General features: G+C 29.6%; 20 protein-coding genes. 15 read left to right on the forward strand and 5 right to left on the reverse strand.

Going from position 1 to position 19158, the window contains the following annotated elements; translation table 11 throughout:
• The first annotated feature begins 60 nt into the window (after window positions 1-60).
• Window positions 61-1260, forward strand: a complete 1200-nt coding sequence (locus tag OCU47_RS18920) for a M23 family metallopeptidase (RefSeq protein WP_261830122.1) — start codon at window positions 61-63, stop codon at window positions 1258-1260.
• A gap of 123 nt (window positions 1261-1383) precedes the next feature.
• On the opposite strand, the gene OCU47_RS18925 is transcribed toward OCU47_RS18920, so the two are convergent.
• The 5 genes from OCU47_RS18925 to OCU47_RS18945 form a co-directional block, all read right to left on the reverse strand.
• Window positions 1384-2580 carry a S8 family serine peptidase gene (locus OCU47_RS18925; protein WP_261830123.1) on the reverse strand — a complete coding sequence of 399 codons (1197 nt, stop codon included), beginning with the start codon at window positions 2578-2580 and terminating at the stop codon, window positions 1384-1386.
• An 84-nt stretch (window positions 2581-2664) separates the two neighbouring features.
• Window positions 2665-3483 carry an MBL fold metallo-hydrolase gene (locus OCU47_RS18930; protein ID WP_261830124.1) on the reverse strand — a complete coding sequence of 273 codons (819 nt, stop codon included), beginning with the start codon at window positions 3481-3483 and terminating at the stop codon, window positions 2665-2667.
• A gap of 26 nt (window positions 3484-3509) precedes the next feature.
• Window positions 3510-3941 (reverse strand): DMT family transporter, encoded by a 432-nt coding sequence (locus tag OCU47_RS18935; RefSeq protein WP_261830125.1) that lies wholly within the window; start codon window positions 3939-3941, stop codon window positions 3510-3512.
• Between the two features lie 70 nt (window positions 3942-4011).
• Complete coding sequence (locus OCU47_RS18940; RefSeq protein ID WP_261830126.1) at window positions 4012-4488, reverse strand: dUTP diphosphatase; 477 nt, start codon at window positions 4486-4488, stop codon at window positions 4012-4014.
• A gap of 166 nt (window positions 4489-4654) precedes the next feature.
• Window positions 4655-5203, reverse strand: coding sequence for a 2'-5' RNA ligase family protein (locus tag OCU47_RS18945; RefSeq protein ID WP_261830127.1), 549 nt, complete (start codon window positions 5201-5203; stop codon window positions 4655-4657).
• A gap of 279 nt (window positions 5204-5482) precedes the next feature.
• Here OCU47_RS18945 and OCU47_RS18950 point away from each other — a divergent pair, with 279 nt between their 5' ends.
• The 14 genes from OCU47_RS18950 (at window position 5483) to rlmH (ending at window position 19058) form a co-directional block, all read left to right on the forward strand.
• Window positions 5483-6742 carry a UDP-N-acetylglucosamine 1-carboxyvinyltransferase gene (locus OCU47_RS18950; RefSeq protein ID WP_261830128.1) on the forward strand — a complete coding sequence of 420 codons (1260 nt, stop codon included), beginning with the start codon at window positions 5483-5485 and terminating at the stop codon, window positions 6740-6742.
• Between the two features lie 18 nt (window positions 6743-6760).
• Window positions 6761-7552, forward strand: a complete 792-nt coding sequence (locus tag OCU47_RS18955) for an MBL fold metallo-hydrolase (RefSeq protein ID WP_261830129.1) — start codon at window positions 6761-6763, stop codon at window positions 7550-7552.
• Window positions 7553-7645: 93 nt separating this feature from the next.
• A complete protein-coding gene (locus tag OCU47_RS18960; protein ID WP_261830130.1) occupies window positions 7646-8143 on the forward strand; it encodes an SEC-C metal-binding domain-containing protein in 498 nt (165 codons plus the stop codon).
• A gap of 110 nt (window positions 8144-8253) precedes the next feature.
• Window positions 8254-8895, forward strand: coding sequence for a lactate utilization protein (locus OCU47_RS18965; protein ID WP_261830131.1), 642 nt, complete (start codon window positions 8254-8256; stop codon window positions 8893-8895).
• Between the two features lie 17 nt (window positions 8896-8912).
• Window positions 8913-10886 carry a putative bifunctional diguanylate cyclase/phosphodiesterase gene (locus OCU47_RS18970; protein ID WP_261830132.1) on the forward strand — a complete coding sequence of 658 codons (1974 nt, stop codon included), beginning with the start codon at window positions 8913-8915 and terminating at the stop codon, window positions 10884-10886.
• Window positions 10886-11923 (forward strand): M42 family metallopeptidase, encoded by a 1038-nt coding sequence (locus OCU47_RS18975; RefSeq protein ID WP_261830133.1) that lies wholly within the window; start codon window positions 10886-10888, stop codon window positions 11921-11923. The genes OCU47_RS18970 and OCU47_RS18975 overlap by 1 nt, the downstream gene beginning before the upstream one ends.
• 135 nt (window positions 11924-12058) lie before the next feature.
• Entirely contained in the window at window positions 12059-12535 is a 477-nt protein-coding gene (locus tag OCU47_RS18980; RefSeq protein ID WP_261830134.1) for an LURP-one-related/scramblase family protein, read from the forward strand.
• A gap of 169 nt (window positions 12536-12704) precedes the next feature.
• Entirely contained in the window at window positions 12705-13211 is a 507-nt protein-coding gene (locus OCU47_RS18985; protein WP_261830135.1) for a putative ABC transporter permease, read from the forward strand.
• 59 nt (window positions 13212-13270) lie between these two features.
• Complete coding sequence (locus OCU47_RS18990; protein ID WP_261830136.1) at window positions 13271-14437, forward strand: sensor histidine kinase; 1167 nt, start codon at window positions 13271-13273, stop codon at window positions 14435-14437.
• 6 nt (window positions 14438-14443) lie between these two features.
• The gene (locus tag OCU47_RS18995; RefSeq protein WP_261830137.1) at window positions 14444-15103 is read left to right on the forward strand and encodes a response regulator transcription factor; all 660 of its coding nucleotides are present in this window, start codon (window positions 14444-14446) and stop codon (window positions 15101-15103) included.
• A gap of 204 nt (window positions 15104-15307) precedes the next feature.
• Window positions 15308-16252: an ABC transporter ATP-binding protein gene (locus tag OCU47_RS19000; protein ID WP_261830138.1), complete on the forward strand. Its 945-nt coding sequence runs from the start codon at window positions 15308-15310 to the stop codon at window positions 16250-16252.
• 2 nt (window positions 16253-16254) lie between these two features.
• Window positions 16255-17391: an ABC transporter permease gene (locus tag OCU47_RS19005; RefSeq protein WP_261830139.1), complete on the forward strand. Its 1137-nt coding sequence runs from the start codon at window positions 16255-16257 to the stop codon at window positions 17389-17391.
• 1 nt (window position 17392) lies between these two features.
• Window positions 17393-18472 (forward strand): ABC transporter permease, encoded by a 1080-nt coding sequence (locus OCU47_RS19010; protein WP_261830140.1) that lies wholly within the window; start codon window positions 17393-17395, stop codon window positions 18470-18472.
• 106 nt (window positions 18473-18578) lie between these two features.
• Window positions 18579-19058: a 23S rRNA (pseudouridine(1915)-N(3))-methyltransferase RlmH gene (gene rlmH / locus OCU47_RS19015; RefSeq protein WP_261830141.1), complete on the forward strand. Its 480-nt coding sequence runs from the start codon at window positions 18579-18581 to the stop codon at window positions 19056-19058.
• Window positions 19059-19158: the final 100 nt, after the last annotated feature.

Below are 19158 nucleotides of genomic sequence, written 5' to 3' on the forward strand. Positions count from 1 at the left end.
AATTAGGGGATAATAAAAAATGCTTTGGTAAAAATAAGACATAAGTTAGAGGAGAGTATTATGAAAATTAATATTAAGAACATTAATAAATATAGCTCAAGGCTATTTTGTTTTGTTTTTATACCATTATGGGTATGGCAATTTACTGAATCAGCTGTGCCTATCTATCAAGTGAAAAGTGATGGTATAATTGTTGGCTACGTATCTGATAAAAATGTAGTTAATGATGCATATGGTAAGTTAAAAAAAGAGATGAATATAGAATATAAAGATGTAGAATTTCCTAAGACAGACATAGAATATGAAAAAATTAATGACAATAATATAAACTTATCTTCATCAGATGAGATAAGAAGTAATTTAAAAAACAGTTTAAAAATAAAGGTAAAGGCGTATAAAATAACATTAAACAATAATGAAGCTGGAATAATAGCGTCTAAAGATATTGGAAAAGACATTTTAATGGATGTAGGAAAATATTATGTAGACAAGAACAAAATTACTTCTGAAAATTTGATTTCAGTGGATATAAATACTAAAAGTGATTATAAAGAGGTATCAACAGAGTTTTCTAATGTTCTATCAAAAGAAGATGCTGTAAAAAAAATAGTACAAATAAATGATAAAAACCCAGTAGTAGAGGTTGTAATAAAGACAAGGGAAAAAGAGGTAGAGGAAACACCTCAAGATACAATAATATTATCAAGTGATAAGTTATATTTAGGTGATATGAAGGTTGTTAAAGGCTCGATGGGAAAGGCTTCCTTTGAAAAAGAAGTTACATATATTAATCAAAAAAAGAAAGATGCCAAAGTAATCAAAGAAGATGTATTGGTTAATAGTGTGAACAACGTTATATATAAAGGAAACAAAAATCCTATAACTGACGGGGTAGCCTTTTTACAAAGACCATCTAGAGGAATAATTACATCACCTTATGGAGCTAGATGGGGAGAAGTGCATCATGGAGTAGACATAGCAGCTAATTACGGTGATCCCGTAGGTGCAGCTCTTGATGGCATAGTAGTAGAAGCAGGTTATAATGATATATATGGAAACACATTGATATTAAGTCATGGCAATGGTATTCAGACGGTATATGGACATAGCAGTAAGCTGTTGGTTAGAGTGGGAGATGAAATCAAAAAAGGGCAGATTATAGCATTAGCAGGAAGTACAGGACGAAGTACGGGGCCCCACGTACACTTTGAGCTTAGAAATAATGGTATAGCAATAAATCCAATCTCATATATCAAGTAATATATATAAATATGTTTTTATAGGCAATGATAAGAAAAAGTATTCAGATATTAAATCTATATCTGAATACTTTTTTTGCAAAATAATCTTTTTCATTTTATTCGATAGCTATGATGAGATTTATCAAGTTATTAACTTATTGAAATCAACAATACCTGCTCCAATTATAGTTTTATCCAGCTCTATAGGGATGCAGGCAAGTTTAAGTATTGAGAGTACATCATTAAAACCTAAGGAAGGATTGTCCTCAAGTAGTAAAGCAATAATGGCAGATATATAAGCAGCTGCGCAAGAGGTTCCTGAATAGGTTGTATATAAGTTTTCTAAGTTATGAGGATATAGTTTTATACCATTACGTTCAGATAAATAGGTTATATCTGAATTTAATGAAGTTATAGAATCAGCGCAGGCAGCTAAGTCTGGTTTAGTGAGTTTTCCATAAGGACCAGAGGAAGAGTACTTGTAAGGTTTATACTGTTTAGAACTACTTAATAATCCTCCTGCAGTTATGCAGTGTTTTGATGTAGCGAACCCTGTTATAGAAGATAAAGAGCCAGAATTACTGCCAGCAGGAACTACAACTATTATATTTTTATCGCAGCAGATTTTAAAAAGCTTGTCAAAGTAAATTTCTATAATATAATTATGCATTAGAAGTTCACCAGGAAGGCAGATAACCCTTATGTTATAGTCAGTACAAATATCAAAAACACAGTTAAGTGCATATAATATGGAAGACACAAATCCTTTTCCCTTACCATCAAAAGCTTTAAAAGAGCATATATGAGCATTTGCTGCTATGCCTTTATATACATATTTTGAATATAGGCCACTGGCACAAAGTAATCCGCTAATAAAAGTTCCATGACCATTATCATCATAGGGATATGAAAGATTATTAATTAAGTCTCTGAAGTGCTTAATCTTATTTGAAGGTTCAAGTAAGTCTTTATGAGGGTAGACTCCACTATCTATAACAGCAATGCCTATGCCTTTCCCAGTAAATTTATAATTAGCTGAAAATCTAAGACCATTAGCTGTAGTAACACCAGTAGGTGTAGCACAAAGATGTACGTACTCATCAAAGCATACATAAGAAACTTCAGGAAATTCTAAGATTCGTTCAACACCTTTAGGGGAAAGTTCAGCTGCAATTAGATTTAAACTTTCTATATAGTAAAGTACAGTACCTTTTAAACTTATAATTTTAGAAGAAATGTTTTTAGAAAAGTGTTTGCATTCAATAAGTACACGATAGTTCTTATATATGTTATTTTTTAAGTAATATGCTAGATTAGTATCAATCTTTTTATTAATCATCATTAACTCCTTAAAAATAGTTACGTTATATGTATATGATTAAAATTTAATAAGTTGTATCTAACATTAATAAAAGGCAAAGAATTAAAAATTAAATCTTTGCCCGATATCTATAACTTTTATTGAACCATCATTTAGTTTGTCTAATCGATTATAAGTATCTTTGGAATCCTCCAAGGATAGGATAAAAGTTTTATAGTGAATAGGAAGCATAATTTTACTATTCATTTGCTTAAACATTTTAAAGCTTTCTTCTGGTGAACAATGCATTACAGAAAACCTTTCAGGTATATAGCAGCCAACTGGCATTAATGCCAAATCACTTTCTAGATTATTAAATTCTTCTGTATAAGCAGTATCTCCTGCATAAAAAATCTTCTTCTTATTTGCTTCTATAAGATATGAATTAGAAGCATAGTTATTTCCGACGTAATATCTTCTTCCATCATGTTCAGCTTTTAGTGTTGTTATTTTTATATATTCATCACTAAAGACGTCACCGGCTAAAACTCTATGAATGTTTTTGAAGCCTAATAACGATAGAACATGTTTGTAACCCTTTGGAGTTAATACAACTGCATCCTTATTTATTTTTTTTAATGAGGGCAGATGAATGTGGTCTGTGTGTCCATGAGACAATAGAACATAATCAATATGTAGATTTCTTATATCATCAATAGGCAGTTTTACAAGACGCTTCATGTAACCAAGATAATTGCAAAAAACAGGATCTGTTAATATGATTTTATTGTTTACATTTATAAGGACTGTGGCATGACCAAGCCATATAATTGAATCCTTTGATAAGGTATCATATAAACAGTTTTCTCTGGGTTTGTTATAATATGATATATTTTTTTTTGTTAACTTATATAAAAAGTTTATATTGCTAAAAAAGGCCATTACAATTTTTCCTCCTAAATAGGCTTTTAATGTTTCCACTTGAATATAATTATACCAACTATCATGATAATTAGGCCAATTATTTTATTAATAGAGAAAACAATTTTTTTTGTATCAAAAAATCCAAACCAATCTATAATTCCAGCTGCAAGTAATTGTGCTACTAATATTATAGCAACAGCATAAGTTGGACCTAAGTCAAGCATGCTTTTCATTACGGTGTAAGTAATTATTATACCAAAAAGTCCACCTAATAGATATAATTTATTAACCTCAAGTATTTTTTTAAAGTTACCTCTTCCCCATATTAAAGAAATAATCAGAGATAAAATAAAAGCAGATCCTTGTACAAAGGCATTGGTTTCCCATAAACCTATTTTTTCACTAACTCTGCTATTAAAAACTCCTTGAATACTCATAGCAATGCCTGCTACGATAGAATAAATAATTCCTAACAAAAAAATCACCTCCGGGAATTATTATTTCCCAAAGGTGTTATCTGCATGTATAAAATAAATTGTAAGTTAATTAAAGTGCAATTTTATTGTAAAAATCATTAAAGAATAAGTCTTCTATTTGTTGTTCTGAAAGACTTAAACTAATACCAAGACTTATGAAATCTTCAAGAAGAGTTTCATAATGATCTTTAGAAGAGGACATTATTAAATCATTAATGTCTACATATAGATTTAAGAATTGATCGCTTAAACAATAATCATTTGGTTTTACAGTTATTTCAGAAATGCCTGTATAATTTGAATCTAGACCTATGGTTAAAATATGACTTAAACATTCGATGTATTTATCAAATACTATGTTCTTTTTTATATTCTTATTAGCATCAATCCAATACTTAAAGCACTTAGTTTCGTTTGCTAGAGTACTTAATTTTACATGTAGAGATAAATATTTTCTAGCAATAAGTTTATAATTGTCTAGATTAGGATCTACAGTTAAACTTTGATTGTATTTTCGTTGTTGTGCATAGAATTTGTCAATATTCATAAGTAAGTCCTCCTATCTTCCTTGGCAGAAGCCACTATCTTATTTTACAAAATCTTTTGAAAAAATAAAAGTGCAGTAAACGATAACAAAATAAAAAAAATATACATGTCCTTCAACACATGTATATTTTGAACAATTTATATAGGTTTTATATTATAAATTGGACCTAGTAATTGCTAAGCATATAGCTTTTAATTAATGCTTCTTTTTTATTATTTGTGGATTTCCACAGCTCTATTCTATCAATTTTAGCTGTAGTATACATTGATTTAGATTCTAAAGATTTGTCTATAATAATATAGTCTTTAAGTACTCCATATTTTTGAGCAATCATATTATTAGATAGACACATATATAAACTTGGAGGTGTTGGATTAATTTTAACATTAAAACCATGGAGAAGCAGTAGATCATTAATTGATCTATTTATACGTTGAATGTATCCTTTACTTTCAATTTTAAAATTAACTGCCCTAGAAGGCGTAGTAGTATAGATTAGTTCATTTAATTCAACTTTAAATTTTTTGTAAGGGGAGATTAACTTAGTTATAATCTCATCAAGCTTTTCTACATCAGGATCATCTATTGTTTCTAAAACAATGTATGGTTTATATATACTAGGTGAAATTTTATATTTTTTAGATAAACTCTTTTGAATAGGTTGTATATCCTTACAAAACTCATTATCACATATGGCTACTAAATAATATTTCATTACAAATTCCCCTCATTAATTTACACATAAAAAACTTTAATTTTAATTATATCATACACAATAAGTGTAAAACAATCTATATTACTATAATAAAAGAGAAAAAATAACAACATAAACATAGAAAAAACCTCTTTAAATATATGTTTCATATGATATAATGGAAACTATGAATAAAATATTTATTTGTAGAAATTACTATAGAAATTTGGATAGAAGTTATTTCGAGTAAGAATTGAATATATATAATGTAAAAAAAATATATTGGCAAGGGTGGAAAAAATGGAAAAGTTAATTATTGAAGGTGGAACCTCTCTAAAAGGTGAAGTAGATATAAATGGAGCTAAAAATGCTGCTGTAGCAATATTGCCGGCAACTGTTTTAGCAAGCAAAGGCAAATGCATCATTGAAAATATACCTGATATAGAAGATATACAATGTTTAAAAAGAATTATTTCAGATTTGGGCGGGAAGATACAAACTTTAGAGGATAATTCTATAGAAATTGATGCAAGCAATTTAACTACTTACGAAGCTTGTACTGAAGATGTAAGAAAAATGAGAGCATCTTATTATCTTGATGGAGCCTTATTAGGAAGATTTAAAAAAGCAAAGGTTGATTTACCAGGTGGATGTCCAATTGGTGTAAGACCTATAGACCAACATATTAAAGGGTTTGAAGCTTTAGGCGCACATGTTAGCATTGAACATGGAACTGTAATATTAACTGCTGAAAAGTTAGTTGGAACTAGTATATTCTTTGATGTAGTTAGTGTAGGGGCTACAATAAATGTTATGTTAGCTGCAGTATTGGCAGAAGGAGTAACAACACTAGAGAATGTTGCTAAAGAACCACATGTAGTAGATGTTGCCAATTTCCTGAATTCAATGGGGGCAGATATTAAGGGAGCTGGAACAGATGTAATAAGAATAAAAGGTGTGGAAGAACTAAGTGGCTGTAATTATAGTGTTATTCCTGATCAAATTGAAGCAGCTACATTTATGATAGCAGCAGCAGCAACTAAGGGAGATATTACTGTTACTAATGTTATACCAAAGCATTTAGAACCTATAAGTGCAAAGCTTGCAGAAATGGGAGCTGAAGTGATCCAAGGAGATGACTCAGTTAGAGTTAGATATAAAGGAACATTAAAAGGCGTTAATATAAAAACTTTACCTTATCCAGGATTTCCAACAGATGCACAGCAAACTATGTGTACATTACTTTCAGTTGTAGAAGGAAGAAGTCTAATTACTGAGACAATATATGAGGCAAGACATAAGCATGTAGATGAACTTAAGAAAATGGGAGCTAACATAAAGGTTGAAGGAAGAACTGCCATAATAGATGGAGTTGACAAATTAACTGGTGCAATTGTAAAAGCTACAGATTTGAGAGCTGGTGCTGCTATGGTTATTGCAGGATTAATAGCAGAAGGTACAACACAGGTTTATAATATAGAACATATAGATAGAGGATATCCTCATATTGAAAAGAAGTTTAGTAAGCTAGGAGCTAATATAAGTAGAGTAGATGCCTAGTATTTTAGGGGGATAATAATGAAATTTTGCTCATTATACAGTGGCAGTAGTGGAAATAGTATTTTTGTTTCATCTGGTAATACAAAAATTTTAGTAGATGCAGGATTACCAGGTAAAAAAATTGATGAAGCTTTAAAAGCCATAGAAGAAGATCCAAGTGATATAAGTGGGATTTTTATTACACATGAGCATATCGACCATATTAAGGGCGTTGGGGTGTTATCAAGAAAGTATGACATACCAATATATGCAAATGATGATACTTGGGAATCTATGCAGGGATCTTTAGGCAAGATTAAAGAAAATAATATAAAGATTATGGATAAGAGAAGTACTGTGACTATAGGTGACTTAGATATTAAATCCTTCAACATTCCACATGATGCAGCAGGACCAGTTGGTTATACAATGCATTGTAACGGAAATTATGCTAGCATAGTTACGGATATAGGGACATTCACTCAAGAAATAAAGGATAATATTGCTGATTCAAAAGTAATTTTGTTGGAGAGCAATCACGATGTTCAGATGCTAAAGTATGGCCCCTATCCATATCCTTTAAAAAGAAGAATATTAAGTGAAATAGGCCATTTATCAAATGATGATTGCGGAAAAGCTATAATTGAATTACTTAAAATAAAGAATATGAAGAAGATATTTTTAGGCCATTTAAGTAATACTAATAATCATCCTGATTTAGCATATCAAACAGTATTAAATACATTAATAGCTGAAGGCATAGATGTTGGTAAAGATGTGGAATTATGTTTAGCAGAACGCAGTAAGAATAGTGAATGTGTAGTTTTTTAACATAGATAACTTTACTTCAAATAGTTGAAAAAAAAGTAAATACTAAGTATAATTTTATTAAGTAATATGTAAATAAAAAGGAGAATGCGGAAAATGAGTTTATATAAACAATGGACAGATATGGTAGTTGAATACGTAAAGACTAATGGAGAACAAGCTTTTTGGAGAGAGTATGGAAGCATAGAAAAGAGAATATATACTGATTTGTTATCAAACCATTCAACTGTTACTAAAGTTTCACTTAAAGGCTTAGCAGATAAGTTTGAAACAACAGTAGAATTTGCAATGGGATTTTTAGATGGAATAAATGATAGTTTAAAAGAACAATATGATTTAGAAAAAATTACTGCTGATGAAGAATTAGTTCTTGATATAAACTATGAAGAATTATATGCAAATATGATAGATGCTAAAGCAGATTATCTTTATGAACTTCCACAATGGGAGGCTATATTCTCAGTGGAAAAAAGAAAGCAAATAGAAAAAGAACTTAAACAATCTAGAATAGTAAGAAATGAAGATAAAATAGGAAGAAATGATCCATGTCCATGTGGCAGTGGAAAAAAATATAAAAAGTGTTGTGGAAAATAATTAAAAAATAAGAGGTCATGTAAAAGACATGGCCTTTTTTGCAAATATAAAGGTATAAATATTGATGTGTTAGTAATTGAATGGATAAAATTGAAAACAGGGGGAAACGTATGAATAATGATTTACAATGGGTTAAAGAACAACAAATAAACCGAACAATAAGTTCTTTAAATAAAAATGGAATCAATGCGTACATGGTTTCAACTAAAGAAGAATTACTAAGCAAGATTCAAGAAATTGTTAATGATGGTGCAACTGTTAGTTGTGGAGGTTCTGTGACCTTAGAAGAACTAGGGATAATAGAATATTTAAGAGAAGGCAGATATAATTTTTTAGATAGGAGTAAACAGGGATTAAGTGCAGAGGAAATAGGCAATATATACAGACAGACATTTTTTGCAGATGCATATTTCACAGGGACTAATGCTATAACTGAAGAAGGAGAATTATATAATGTAGATGGTAATGGCAATAGAGTTTCTGCGATGGTATTTGGACCTAAAAAAGTAATCGTTATAATAGGTTCAAATAAAATAGTTAAAAATCTGGACCAAGCCATTGAAAGGAATAAGTGTATCTCAGCTCCTGCAAATGCCAAGAGATTAAACAAAAATACACCTTGTACCAAGGTGGGGTATTGTGTGAATTGCAACAATGAAGAACGAATTTGTTGTGAATATACTGTAATAAAAAGGCAAAGAGATAAACAGAGAATGCACGTATTTATTTTCAATGATAACTTTGGATATTAAGGAATTGAGGTGCGGCTATGTATCTCTATGACTTTTTACAGCAAATAATTTTTAATTTGGTTTTGGTAGCGCTTATAGTTTATGTATCACTTGCTTGCTATGAATCTCTCAGAAAACCTTATGAAAAACCTTTTGAATTCACAGATAATGTAATTGGATTTTCTATGATATGGATAATGGAATGTATTTTTATAATAGAATACTATACTTGTCTAAAAGGTGATATATCCAATGAAACTAAAATAAAAGTATCAGTTTTTACTTTAATTCTATTTCTTAGCACTATTTTAGGAATTGTAGATTTTTTAAGAAAGAGACAGATAGGATTTACTCCTGTAGGACCAATAGTTGTTTTTACAACAATATTTGAATTTATATGTACTTTATTTAATATTCCAGGAAGCTTAGTATTTTATGTAGAGCTGATTGTATATACAATAACATTTATAGTCTTCTTAATATTGACCTACAGAAAGAATACCGCTATTGCTAGAGTTGGAGTATATTACATAACATTTGCAGTTCTTTCTATGTTATTAATTAATTCGGGATATTTTTCTATTCAAAAACGATTTTTTCTGGTATTAAACTTTAGCCTAGTTATATTAATGATTACAGGAATGTTTTTATATTACTATGATATGTTAAATTATACTTTAAAGTTTAATAAGAAAAAAATAAGATTTAAGAATACTCAGTTAATCGAAGCTGAAAATAAAATAGAAAATCTAGCATATATAAACCAAGAAACTCAATTAAAAAATGAATATAAATTAAAAGAAGATTTACTACATAAAAATATAAATATAGCATATATGATAAATTTTGCTGAGTTTAATGCATTCCTGAATTTATTTGGGCATGAGCAAGGAATAAAGAAGCTAATAAACATTATTAACATAATAAAAGTATCAATTAATGAAGAGGACGAGATATATCAAATTAGTAATAGCAAGTTTATTGTTATTTCTAAATGTGGTTATCTAGAAACACAGAATATGGTATATAATCTATTAAAGAAGTTTAATAGAAGTGAATTTTTTATGCTAAATCTAAATCCTCATATAGGAATTACGTATCCTATTAATGAAAATGTAGATTATGACATTTTAATAAACCAATTACAACTAGCATCGGAAGCAGCAAAAACAAATAGTAGTAGTTATGAATTTTATACAATAGAAATGTATAATGATTTTCAAAGTCAATTAACATTACAAACACGATTGCAGGCAGCTACTATAAATAATAATTGGAGTATGTATTTCCAACCTAAATTATCTTTACAGGAAAATACTATAGTAGGAGCTGAGGCTCTTATAAGATGGAAAACGGAAGAAAGTACTATAACGCCAGATGTTTTTATTCCGCTTGCTGAAAAGTTAGGGCTAATTAATGAAATAGGTGAGTTTGTAATTGAAACTACATTTAGGCATATAAGTAATTTGTATACTTATGGGTTTCACAACATTAATATAGCTATAAATTTATCTCCATATCAGCTTATGGAGGGTAAATTGGCTAAATTTATTAGGGATGTTAAAGATAAGTACAACGTAAACCCTAGAAATGTTACATTTGAAGTGACAGAAACTGCATTTATGAATAACATTGAGAGAGTAAATGAAACGATTATGGATTTAAAGAGATTAGGTTTTAGGTTTTCTTTAGATGATTTTGGTACAGGATATTCTTCTCTTCATTATATATCTAAATTAAATATAGATGAAATTAAGTTTGATAAGAATTTTACAGGCAGTATTATGAATGAATCAAAGAATAAAATTATTCTAGAAGAAGTAACTAGGATGTCAAAGAAATTAGGGTTAGACGTTGTAAGTGAAGGAATAGAAAGTGTAGAGCAACTTGAAACAGTTAGAGCAATAGGATGTACATTCTATCAAGGTTATTATTACAGTAAGCCGGTATGCTTTGAGGAATTTTTAGCATTATTAGAGAAAGATTATAATAAAAAACAGGAGGTAAAGTAATGGAGTTAGCAATAAATAAAAAATATGTATTAGATACAGCAAAAGAGATACTAACATTTAACAGTCCTACAGGATTTTGTTTTGATATTATTGATTTAATTGGGAAGAAGGCAGAAGCATTTGGTTATGATTTTGAAACAACTCGTAAGGGTTGTGGAATAATCACAGTACCAGGACAAAGTAGTGAACAAGTAATTGGGTTATCAGCACATGTTGATACTTTAGGAGCAATGGTAAGATCAATTACATCAAGTGGAACATTGAAATTCACTTTGCTTGGAGGACCAATTGTACCAACTTTAGATTCAGAGTATTGTGAAATAAGAACTAGAGAAGGAAAGATATACACAGGTACATTCTTAAGCACAAGTCCATCAGTACATGTTTATGAGGATGCTGCAAGTAAAAAGCGTGATACTGATAACATGGAAATTAGAATTGATGAAGTGGTAAAATCAAAAGAAGATGTAGAAGCATTAGGTATTTGTGCAGGAGATTTTATTTTTATTGATCCTAAAACTACTATAACAGAAAGTGATTTTATCAAATCAAGATTTATAGATGATAAAGGTAGTGTATCTTGTTTAATGGGCTTATTAGAATTGATGAGCAGAGAAAAAATAACACCTAAATATACAACTAAGGTATTTATTTCTGTATATGAAGAGGTTGGACATGGTTCTTCCTATATACCAGCAGATATAACTGAAATGTTAGCAGTAGATATGGGGTGTATAGGATTAGATTTAACTTGTACAGAATATGATGTATCAATATGTGCAAAAGATTCTGGTGGACCATATGACTATAATATGGTTACAAAGCTAGTAAACCTAGCGAAGGGAAATAATATAAAGTACGCAGTGGACATATACCCTAGATATGGTTCAGATGTGGGAGCTGCTTTACATGGTGGAAATAACATTAGAGGAGCATTAATAGGACCAGGAGTGCATGCATCTCATGGGATGGAAAGAACTCATTATGATGCTCTTGAGAATACAATAAAGTTATTATACTTATATCTAACTAAATAGAAATACAGTTTAAAGTGATGGTTGAACTTTGCATAGAAAATGCTTAGTTCAATCTTTTTTTATTGCAATATATGGTATATATAGATATAATGAGTGATAATATTTCTACATATTTATTTTCAAGGGGGATATGGTATGAAGTTATATATTAAACAAAAGGTTTTTGCATGGTCAGATACTTTTGTAGTTAAGGATGAATTAGGTAATGATAAATACTTTGTTAAGGGGGAATTTTTGTCTTTAGGGCATAAGCTTCATGTATATAATAACATGGATCAAGAGGTTGGGTACATAAGTCAAAGGTTACTTACACTTATGCCTAGATTTGACCTTATAGTGAATGGAGAATTTGTAGGGCAGCTTGTAAAGAAGTTTAGATTTTTTCAACATAGTTATTATGTTGATGGAACATCATTAGAATTAGAGGGGGAGTTTTTAGCTCACGAGTATAGCTTAAGTAGAAATAACCAAACTATAATGACCATAAGCAAAGAGTGGTTCACTTGGGGAGATAGCTACGTATTAGATATACTAAATCCTGAAGATGAATTATTATGCCTATGTGTTACTTTAGCAGTTGATTGTGAGATGTGTTCATCAAACAATAATTAACAAGATTGGTATGTAAGTAATATTTCAATGTATGTGTAATGGAATATAATGTCGCAAGGTAAAGAAATTGAAATAAAAGTTTAACAGATAAGTAATAATTTCAAGGGATAAATCCATTAATTATAGCTAATACTACTAGATGAAAGTCTTGAGAAAGTGGTGGTAGTTAATGGATTTAGCTTTATATTCAATATTTAATTTTGTTGTATATTCCTTTGCAGGCTGGATTATTGAGGAGCTGTATTGTCTTTGGGTAACAGGGGGATTTAAAACTGATGGATTTTTAATAGGACCATTTAAACCTATGTATGGTATAACTGGTGTCCTTTTAATATTATTTAGTAGATACTTTGATAAGAATGTAGTTGTAATGCTTATTCTATGTTTTTTAGTACCTTCCATTGTAGAAGGAGTAAGTGGATATGGGCTTAAGATGCTTTTTGGGAAGCAGTATTGGGATTATTCCATATTGAAATATAACTTTTATGGATTAGTAAGTCTTAAGTTTTCAGTATACTGGATGTTACTAAGCTTTGTGGGATTATATTTTGTGGAACCTATAGTTTACAATTTTTTTACTGTGAGTTTTAGATACTGGTTAGTAAGCATTCCTATTCTAACTTCAGCCTTTTTTGTAGATTTATTCTTAACAGTTAAAAGACTTGCAAATATATGATATACTAAAATTAACCAAAAACGAATAAACTTAAAATTATTTTTGATATGGAGTAAGGAATGAATAAAGAGGTTGTATATAATAAATATATATTGATTCTAAAATATAGTTACATAGGATTATTTATAGCTTGCACAATTGTATATAAGGTAGATATTATTGCATTGAAGTTTGCCTTATTATTGCTTTATATTATAAATAATCAGATTAGATACTTTAAGCTAGAAGATAGAAAAATAGGTAGGTATGTATCTATTTTTATAGATATGCTTTTAGCTTTTAATCTTTATAGGTTAATAGGTAATTTTGGAACTATACTATTTCTACCTACTCTTGTAGATATAATCTATGAGTTTAGAAATATATATGCAATTATCTATTTGATAATAATTTTTGTAGTAGTAGGATATACCAATACCGTAGAGCAGTTAATTTATTTATCTGCAGAGGCTGCACCAATAATTTTTCTTGGAATGATACTAAGAGAGCAAAATCATAAGAAGCTAAGAGCTCAAGAACTGTATGATAGGATTAGAGAAAATGAAGAGGAACTTAAGAGATTAAATTGTGAACTAGAATCCTATGCTAATACTATAGAAGAGATAGCTGTTTTGAGAGAGAGAAACAGAATTTCCAGGGAAATTCATGATAATGTTGGACATGCTTTATCCACTATAATAATACAACTTGGAGCTATTGAAAGTATTTCAAAGGATAAATGCAAACCAGCAGCGGATATGAGCAGGAATCTAGCAGACTTTGCAAAGAAAAGTATGGAAGATGTAAGATCAGCAGTTAGAGCTATGAAACCTAGAGAATTTGAAGAATATGAGGGAATTATAATTATTTCTGAGATGATAAAAAACTTTAAGAAGTTAACAGATATTGATGTACAATTAAGAGTGTCAGAAAATATGTGGAAGATGAACTCAGATCAGAGCATGGCCATATATAGAATAATTCAAGAATTTTTATCTAATTCCTTGAAGCATGGTAAGGCAACAAAAGTTAATATATTTATGAACTTTTTAGAGGATTCATTAAGAATACATTTGAAAGATAATGGTGTTGGATGCAATGAAATAAAAACTGGAGTTGGTTTGAAGAGTATGAGAGAAAGATCTGCATTCTATGGGGGAAGTATGGAATACACCACAAAAGAGGGACAAGGTTTTGAGTTAACAATAGTTATGAATAAAGCAAAGTTAAGCATAGATGGGGTTTAATTTATTATGAATAAGATAAAAGTTATAATAGTTGATGATGAGAAGCTAATAAGAGAAGGATTAAAAATAATTTTATCTTCATACGAAGACTTGGAAGTTTTAGCTCTTTGTGAAAATGGAAGAGAAGCCTATGAATATTGCATGGCCAATGAAGTTGATGTTGTACTAATGGACATAAGAATGGATGAGTATGATGGTGTAATGGGCACCAAATTAATAAAAGAAAACAATGATAAGGTAAAGGTATTGATATTGACAACCTTTAAGGATAGTGAGTATATTGAGGATGCATTAAAATATGGGGCTTCAGGATATCTTCTTAAGGATAGTTCCTATGATTTGATTCATGGTGGTATAAAGGCTGTTTACGAAGGAAATATAGTTGTTCATCCAGATATAGCTGCAAAATTTATTATAAAAGATAAGACTGAAGAGGAAGGGTTAGTTGACATAGGTGAGATTAAAGAAAATACTGATCTTACAGATAGAGAACTTATGATAATAAAAGAAATAGCCAATGGATTCTCTAACAAAGAGATAGGAGAAAAGTTGTTTCTAACAGAGGGAACAATTAAAAATAATATAACTAATATACTATCAAAATTATCATTAAGAGATAGGACACAGATTGCAATTTTTGCATTTAAGAATAACTTGGTGAAGTAGAAAAATATAAAAATGTGATAGCTACTTAGGAACATAGAGAGTTATAGAAGCTTTCTATGTTCTTTTTGTTTGCATTGAAAAGTTCAAAAATGATATAAGCATTTATCAAAATGACTTAAGTCATTATACTTAATGACTTAGGCTAATGTTGTAAGCTTTCGATATAAGTTATTATTAATACATAAAGCAAAGGGAGATGGAAACATGAACATGATAGAAGTTAATAATATTACAAAGAGATTTAATGATAAGTTAGTGTTGGACAACGTTTCATTCAAAATAGAAAAAGGTGAAATATTTGGGCTATTAGGACCTAATGGAGCAGGAAAGTCTACATTAATGAATACAATAGTTGGTCTTATAAAGATGGATAAGGGTGAGATAATAGTAGGTGGACACGATATCAATAAGGAGTCAGTAAAAGCAAGAAGTATGATAGGATTAGTACCTCAAGAAATAGCTTTATTTGAAGGACTTAATGCTAGAGATAACCTAGAGTACTGGGGAGGTCTTTATGGACTTAAAGGTAAGCTATTAAAAGAAAGAGTAGAAGAAGCTTTAGATATGGTGGCATTAGCAGACCAAGGAAAGAAGCTTGTTAAAGCTTACTCAGGTGGAATGAAAAGAAGATTAAATATTGCAGCTGCAATGTTACATCATCCTGAAATAATTATAATGGATGAACCAACAGTAGGTATTGATCCACAATCAAGAAATTATATTTTTGAAATGATCCAAAAGATTAATAAAGAAAGAAACACTACAATAATTTATACTTCTCATTATATGGAGGAAATAGAACTACTTTGTAACAATATATTCATAATGGATTTAGGGAAAGAAATAGCTTATGGAACTAAGGCAGAATTAAAGCGAATGGTACAAAGTGATAAGATCATCAATATAAAAGCAAAAGGTAATTTAGATATGCTTATGCTTGAATTAAAGAAATTAAATAGTGTTAGAAAGATTGATGTTGAGGAAAATATCATCAAAATAGTATGCAATGAAAAGATGAACTTAAATCAATTACTAATTGAAGTTTCTAAACAAAATGTAGAAGTTAAAAACATCTCAGTAGAGGAAATATCATTAGAAGAAGTTTTCTTAACATTAACAGGAAAAAGATTAAGAGATAAGGAGGCATAGTTATGAATGGAGTTATTTCTCAGGTTAGAAAGACATTCAAATCATTATTTAGAGAAGATAAGATTACCTTTATTTCATTTATAATATTGCCTTTAGTGATGGCTGCAATATATGGAACAATGCAGGCAAAGTCCTTCGATGGAAAGAATAATGACATGACAGCTATAAAAACCCAATTTGTATACAATGAACAAAGTGATAAAGGTAAGATCTTAACTTCAGTGCTTAAGGAATCACAAGTTAAGAATTTTATAGATACAACTTCAAATGATGCAGATTGTGAAGTGACTATATCAGAGAATTTTAATGATATAAAGGTTAAGAGCATACATTGTAGTGATGCAAAAATGAGTATAGTAACAAGTTTTGTAAGAAGCTTCAGTCATAATCTAAATCAATATCAGGTTATAAGTAATATAGCATCACTTCAAATAAGCGGACAAGAAAAAGAAAAGTTAATTAAGAATATGGTTGAAGAGTTACAATCTATTCAAAAAAGTCCAGCAGTAGAAGAAAAGATAATAAGTGGTTATAAGACTTTAGGATCTTATGAGTATTACGGTATCGCAACTTTTAGTTTTACATCAATAATACTAATACTAATATTAGTTAATAAGTTCTTTGCAGATAAGAATCAAGGAATAGTTAAGAGGAGTTTTGCAACACCAATAAGTAAAAGCAAATATCTACTAGGATATGCCATTTCATCAACACTTACAGCATTTCTAATCAATTTAACTTATGTAATTATTTGTAGAGTTGCAGGGATATCATTTAAGGGAAATCTATTAGGAATCTTCCTAGTTGCATTTGTTCAAAGTTTACTTCAAGGAGCGATGGCTACAACAGTAATAGCATTTATAAAGAATAAAAATATTGTAAACTCAGTTTTAGGGATTTTTATAGTATTGCCAGCTATTATAGGAGGAGTATTCTATAATGGTGAAATTATAGAGGGAAATTTCTTTAAAACATTGAATGCATTGTCACCAAACACATTAGTATTAAATGCATATAAGACAATTTCAATTACTAATAGTATAAGCAATGCAATGGGTTATATAGTTTGTATGATAGTTATTGCGTTAGTGCTTATAACAGTTAGTACAATAAAAGTAAAAGTGAAATGGGAGGATTAAGATGAACTTTTTAGTTATATTAACAAGTAATTTAAAGAGAATATTAAAGAAAAAATCATTTATTATAATATCATTTATTATACCTTTAAGCATTTCACTTATATTTGGGTTTGTATTCAATAAAGGTAATAATAATGCTTTAGGTTCTACAGCAATAATAAATAGTGATAAGGGTTCATTAGGGGCTGATCTTATAAGTGAACTACAAAAAACAAATGGTGTAAAGATTTATACAAAAGAAGAGGGTATTGAAAAGGTAAAGAAGAAGTTAGTAAGTGTATGTTATGAGATACCAGAGAATTTTTCAGAGCTTGTGAAAAAAGGAGAGAAGCCAGTAGTAGCAGCTCACAAAATTGAGTCAAGCATGGAAACTAGTGATTTTGAATTTAATTTAAATAATGCAGTAAACAACATGGTTTTAGAAAATGACCTGAAATTAAATGGAGTAAGCACATCAGTTTTAACAAAAGAAGTACCAGATGCTAAGATTCAAGTAATAAGCAGTGAAAAAGCTAGCATGGACGACACAATCATTTTAAATATTTTAATTAGTTTTGTTATCTTTGGTGCTATAGGTATAGCTGAAGAGTTATTCTCCTTAAAGAAACAAAACATTTTAGAAAGAAGTTTTGCTACTGGCAACAAACCTTGGAAAGTAATTGGAGGAATATTAGGAGCATTATTTATATTCTACTCTGTAGTTTATTCAAGTGTATTCTTAATAGAATCTATAGTTAGGGGTTCAGTTATGTTAGAGAAGTGGCCAGTAGTTGTAGTAAATATGATATTCATGGTACTAGTATCATTAAGCCTAGGAATATTTGCTTCAAGAGTATGTAAGAATGAAAATACTATAAATATATTTGTACAAATAATTTCATGGATAACTTGCTTTGTTGGAGGCAGCTTTGCTCCTCTAGATTTGCTACCAAAGACTATTCAAAATTTTTCAAAGTTTACACCTCAGTATTGGACATTGCAATCAATAAATACAGGAAACTATGCATTAGTATTGATAGTTGCATTATTTGCAGTAGTACTATTCACAGCAGGAACATTTAAGACAAGAAGATTTATATAAGACAGTTTCAAAAAATAAATAAACCTTATGACTAAATTCAAAATAAAATAATAAATTTTATCCTCCTATGTGGTAATATATTTTTATGAACATAGGAGGATTTTATATGAACATAACAGTTATTACAGTAGGAAAACTTAAAGAAAAATACTTAAAACAAGCTATAGATGAATACTCAAAGAGATTAAGCAGATACTGCAAATTAGAAATAATTGAACTTCAGGATGAAAAAACTCCTGACAATGCATCAGAAAAAGAAGAATTGGCTATAAAAGAAAAAGAAGGACAGCTAATTTTAAATAAAGTTAAAGATAACATGTTTGTGGTGGCAATGGACTTAAAAGGAAAGCAGTTAAGTTCAGAAGAGTTTTCAGATTTCATAGAAAAGCAAGGTGTAATGGGCAATTCCAATATTGCTTTCATAATCGGAGGCTCTTTAGGCTTATCTCAAGCAGTTATAAAAAGAGCAGACTATAAACTATGCTTTTCAAACATGACATTTCCACATCAACTTTTTAGGGTAATGCTGCTTGAACAGATATATAGAGGGTATAGGATCATGAAAGGTGAACCCTACCATAAATAAATGAGGTTTATAGCCTTAGGCATTGATATAAATTGCCTAAGGCTATTTTAATAAGTAAAAATATCGTGTCATAAGTAATGGCATATCTGAAAGATATAGT

The sequence above is a fragment of the Clostridium sp. TW13 genome, assembly GCF_024345225.1.
GTDB lineage: Bacteria > Bacillota > Clostridia > Clostridiales > Clostridiaceae > Inconstantimicrobium > Inconstantimicrobium mannanitabidum.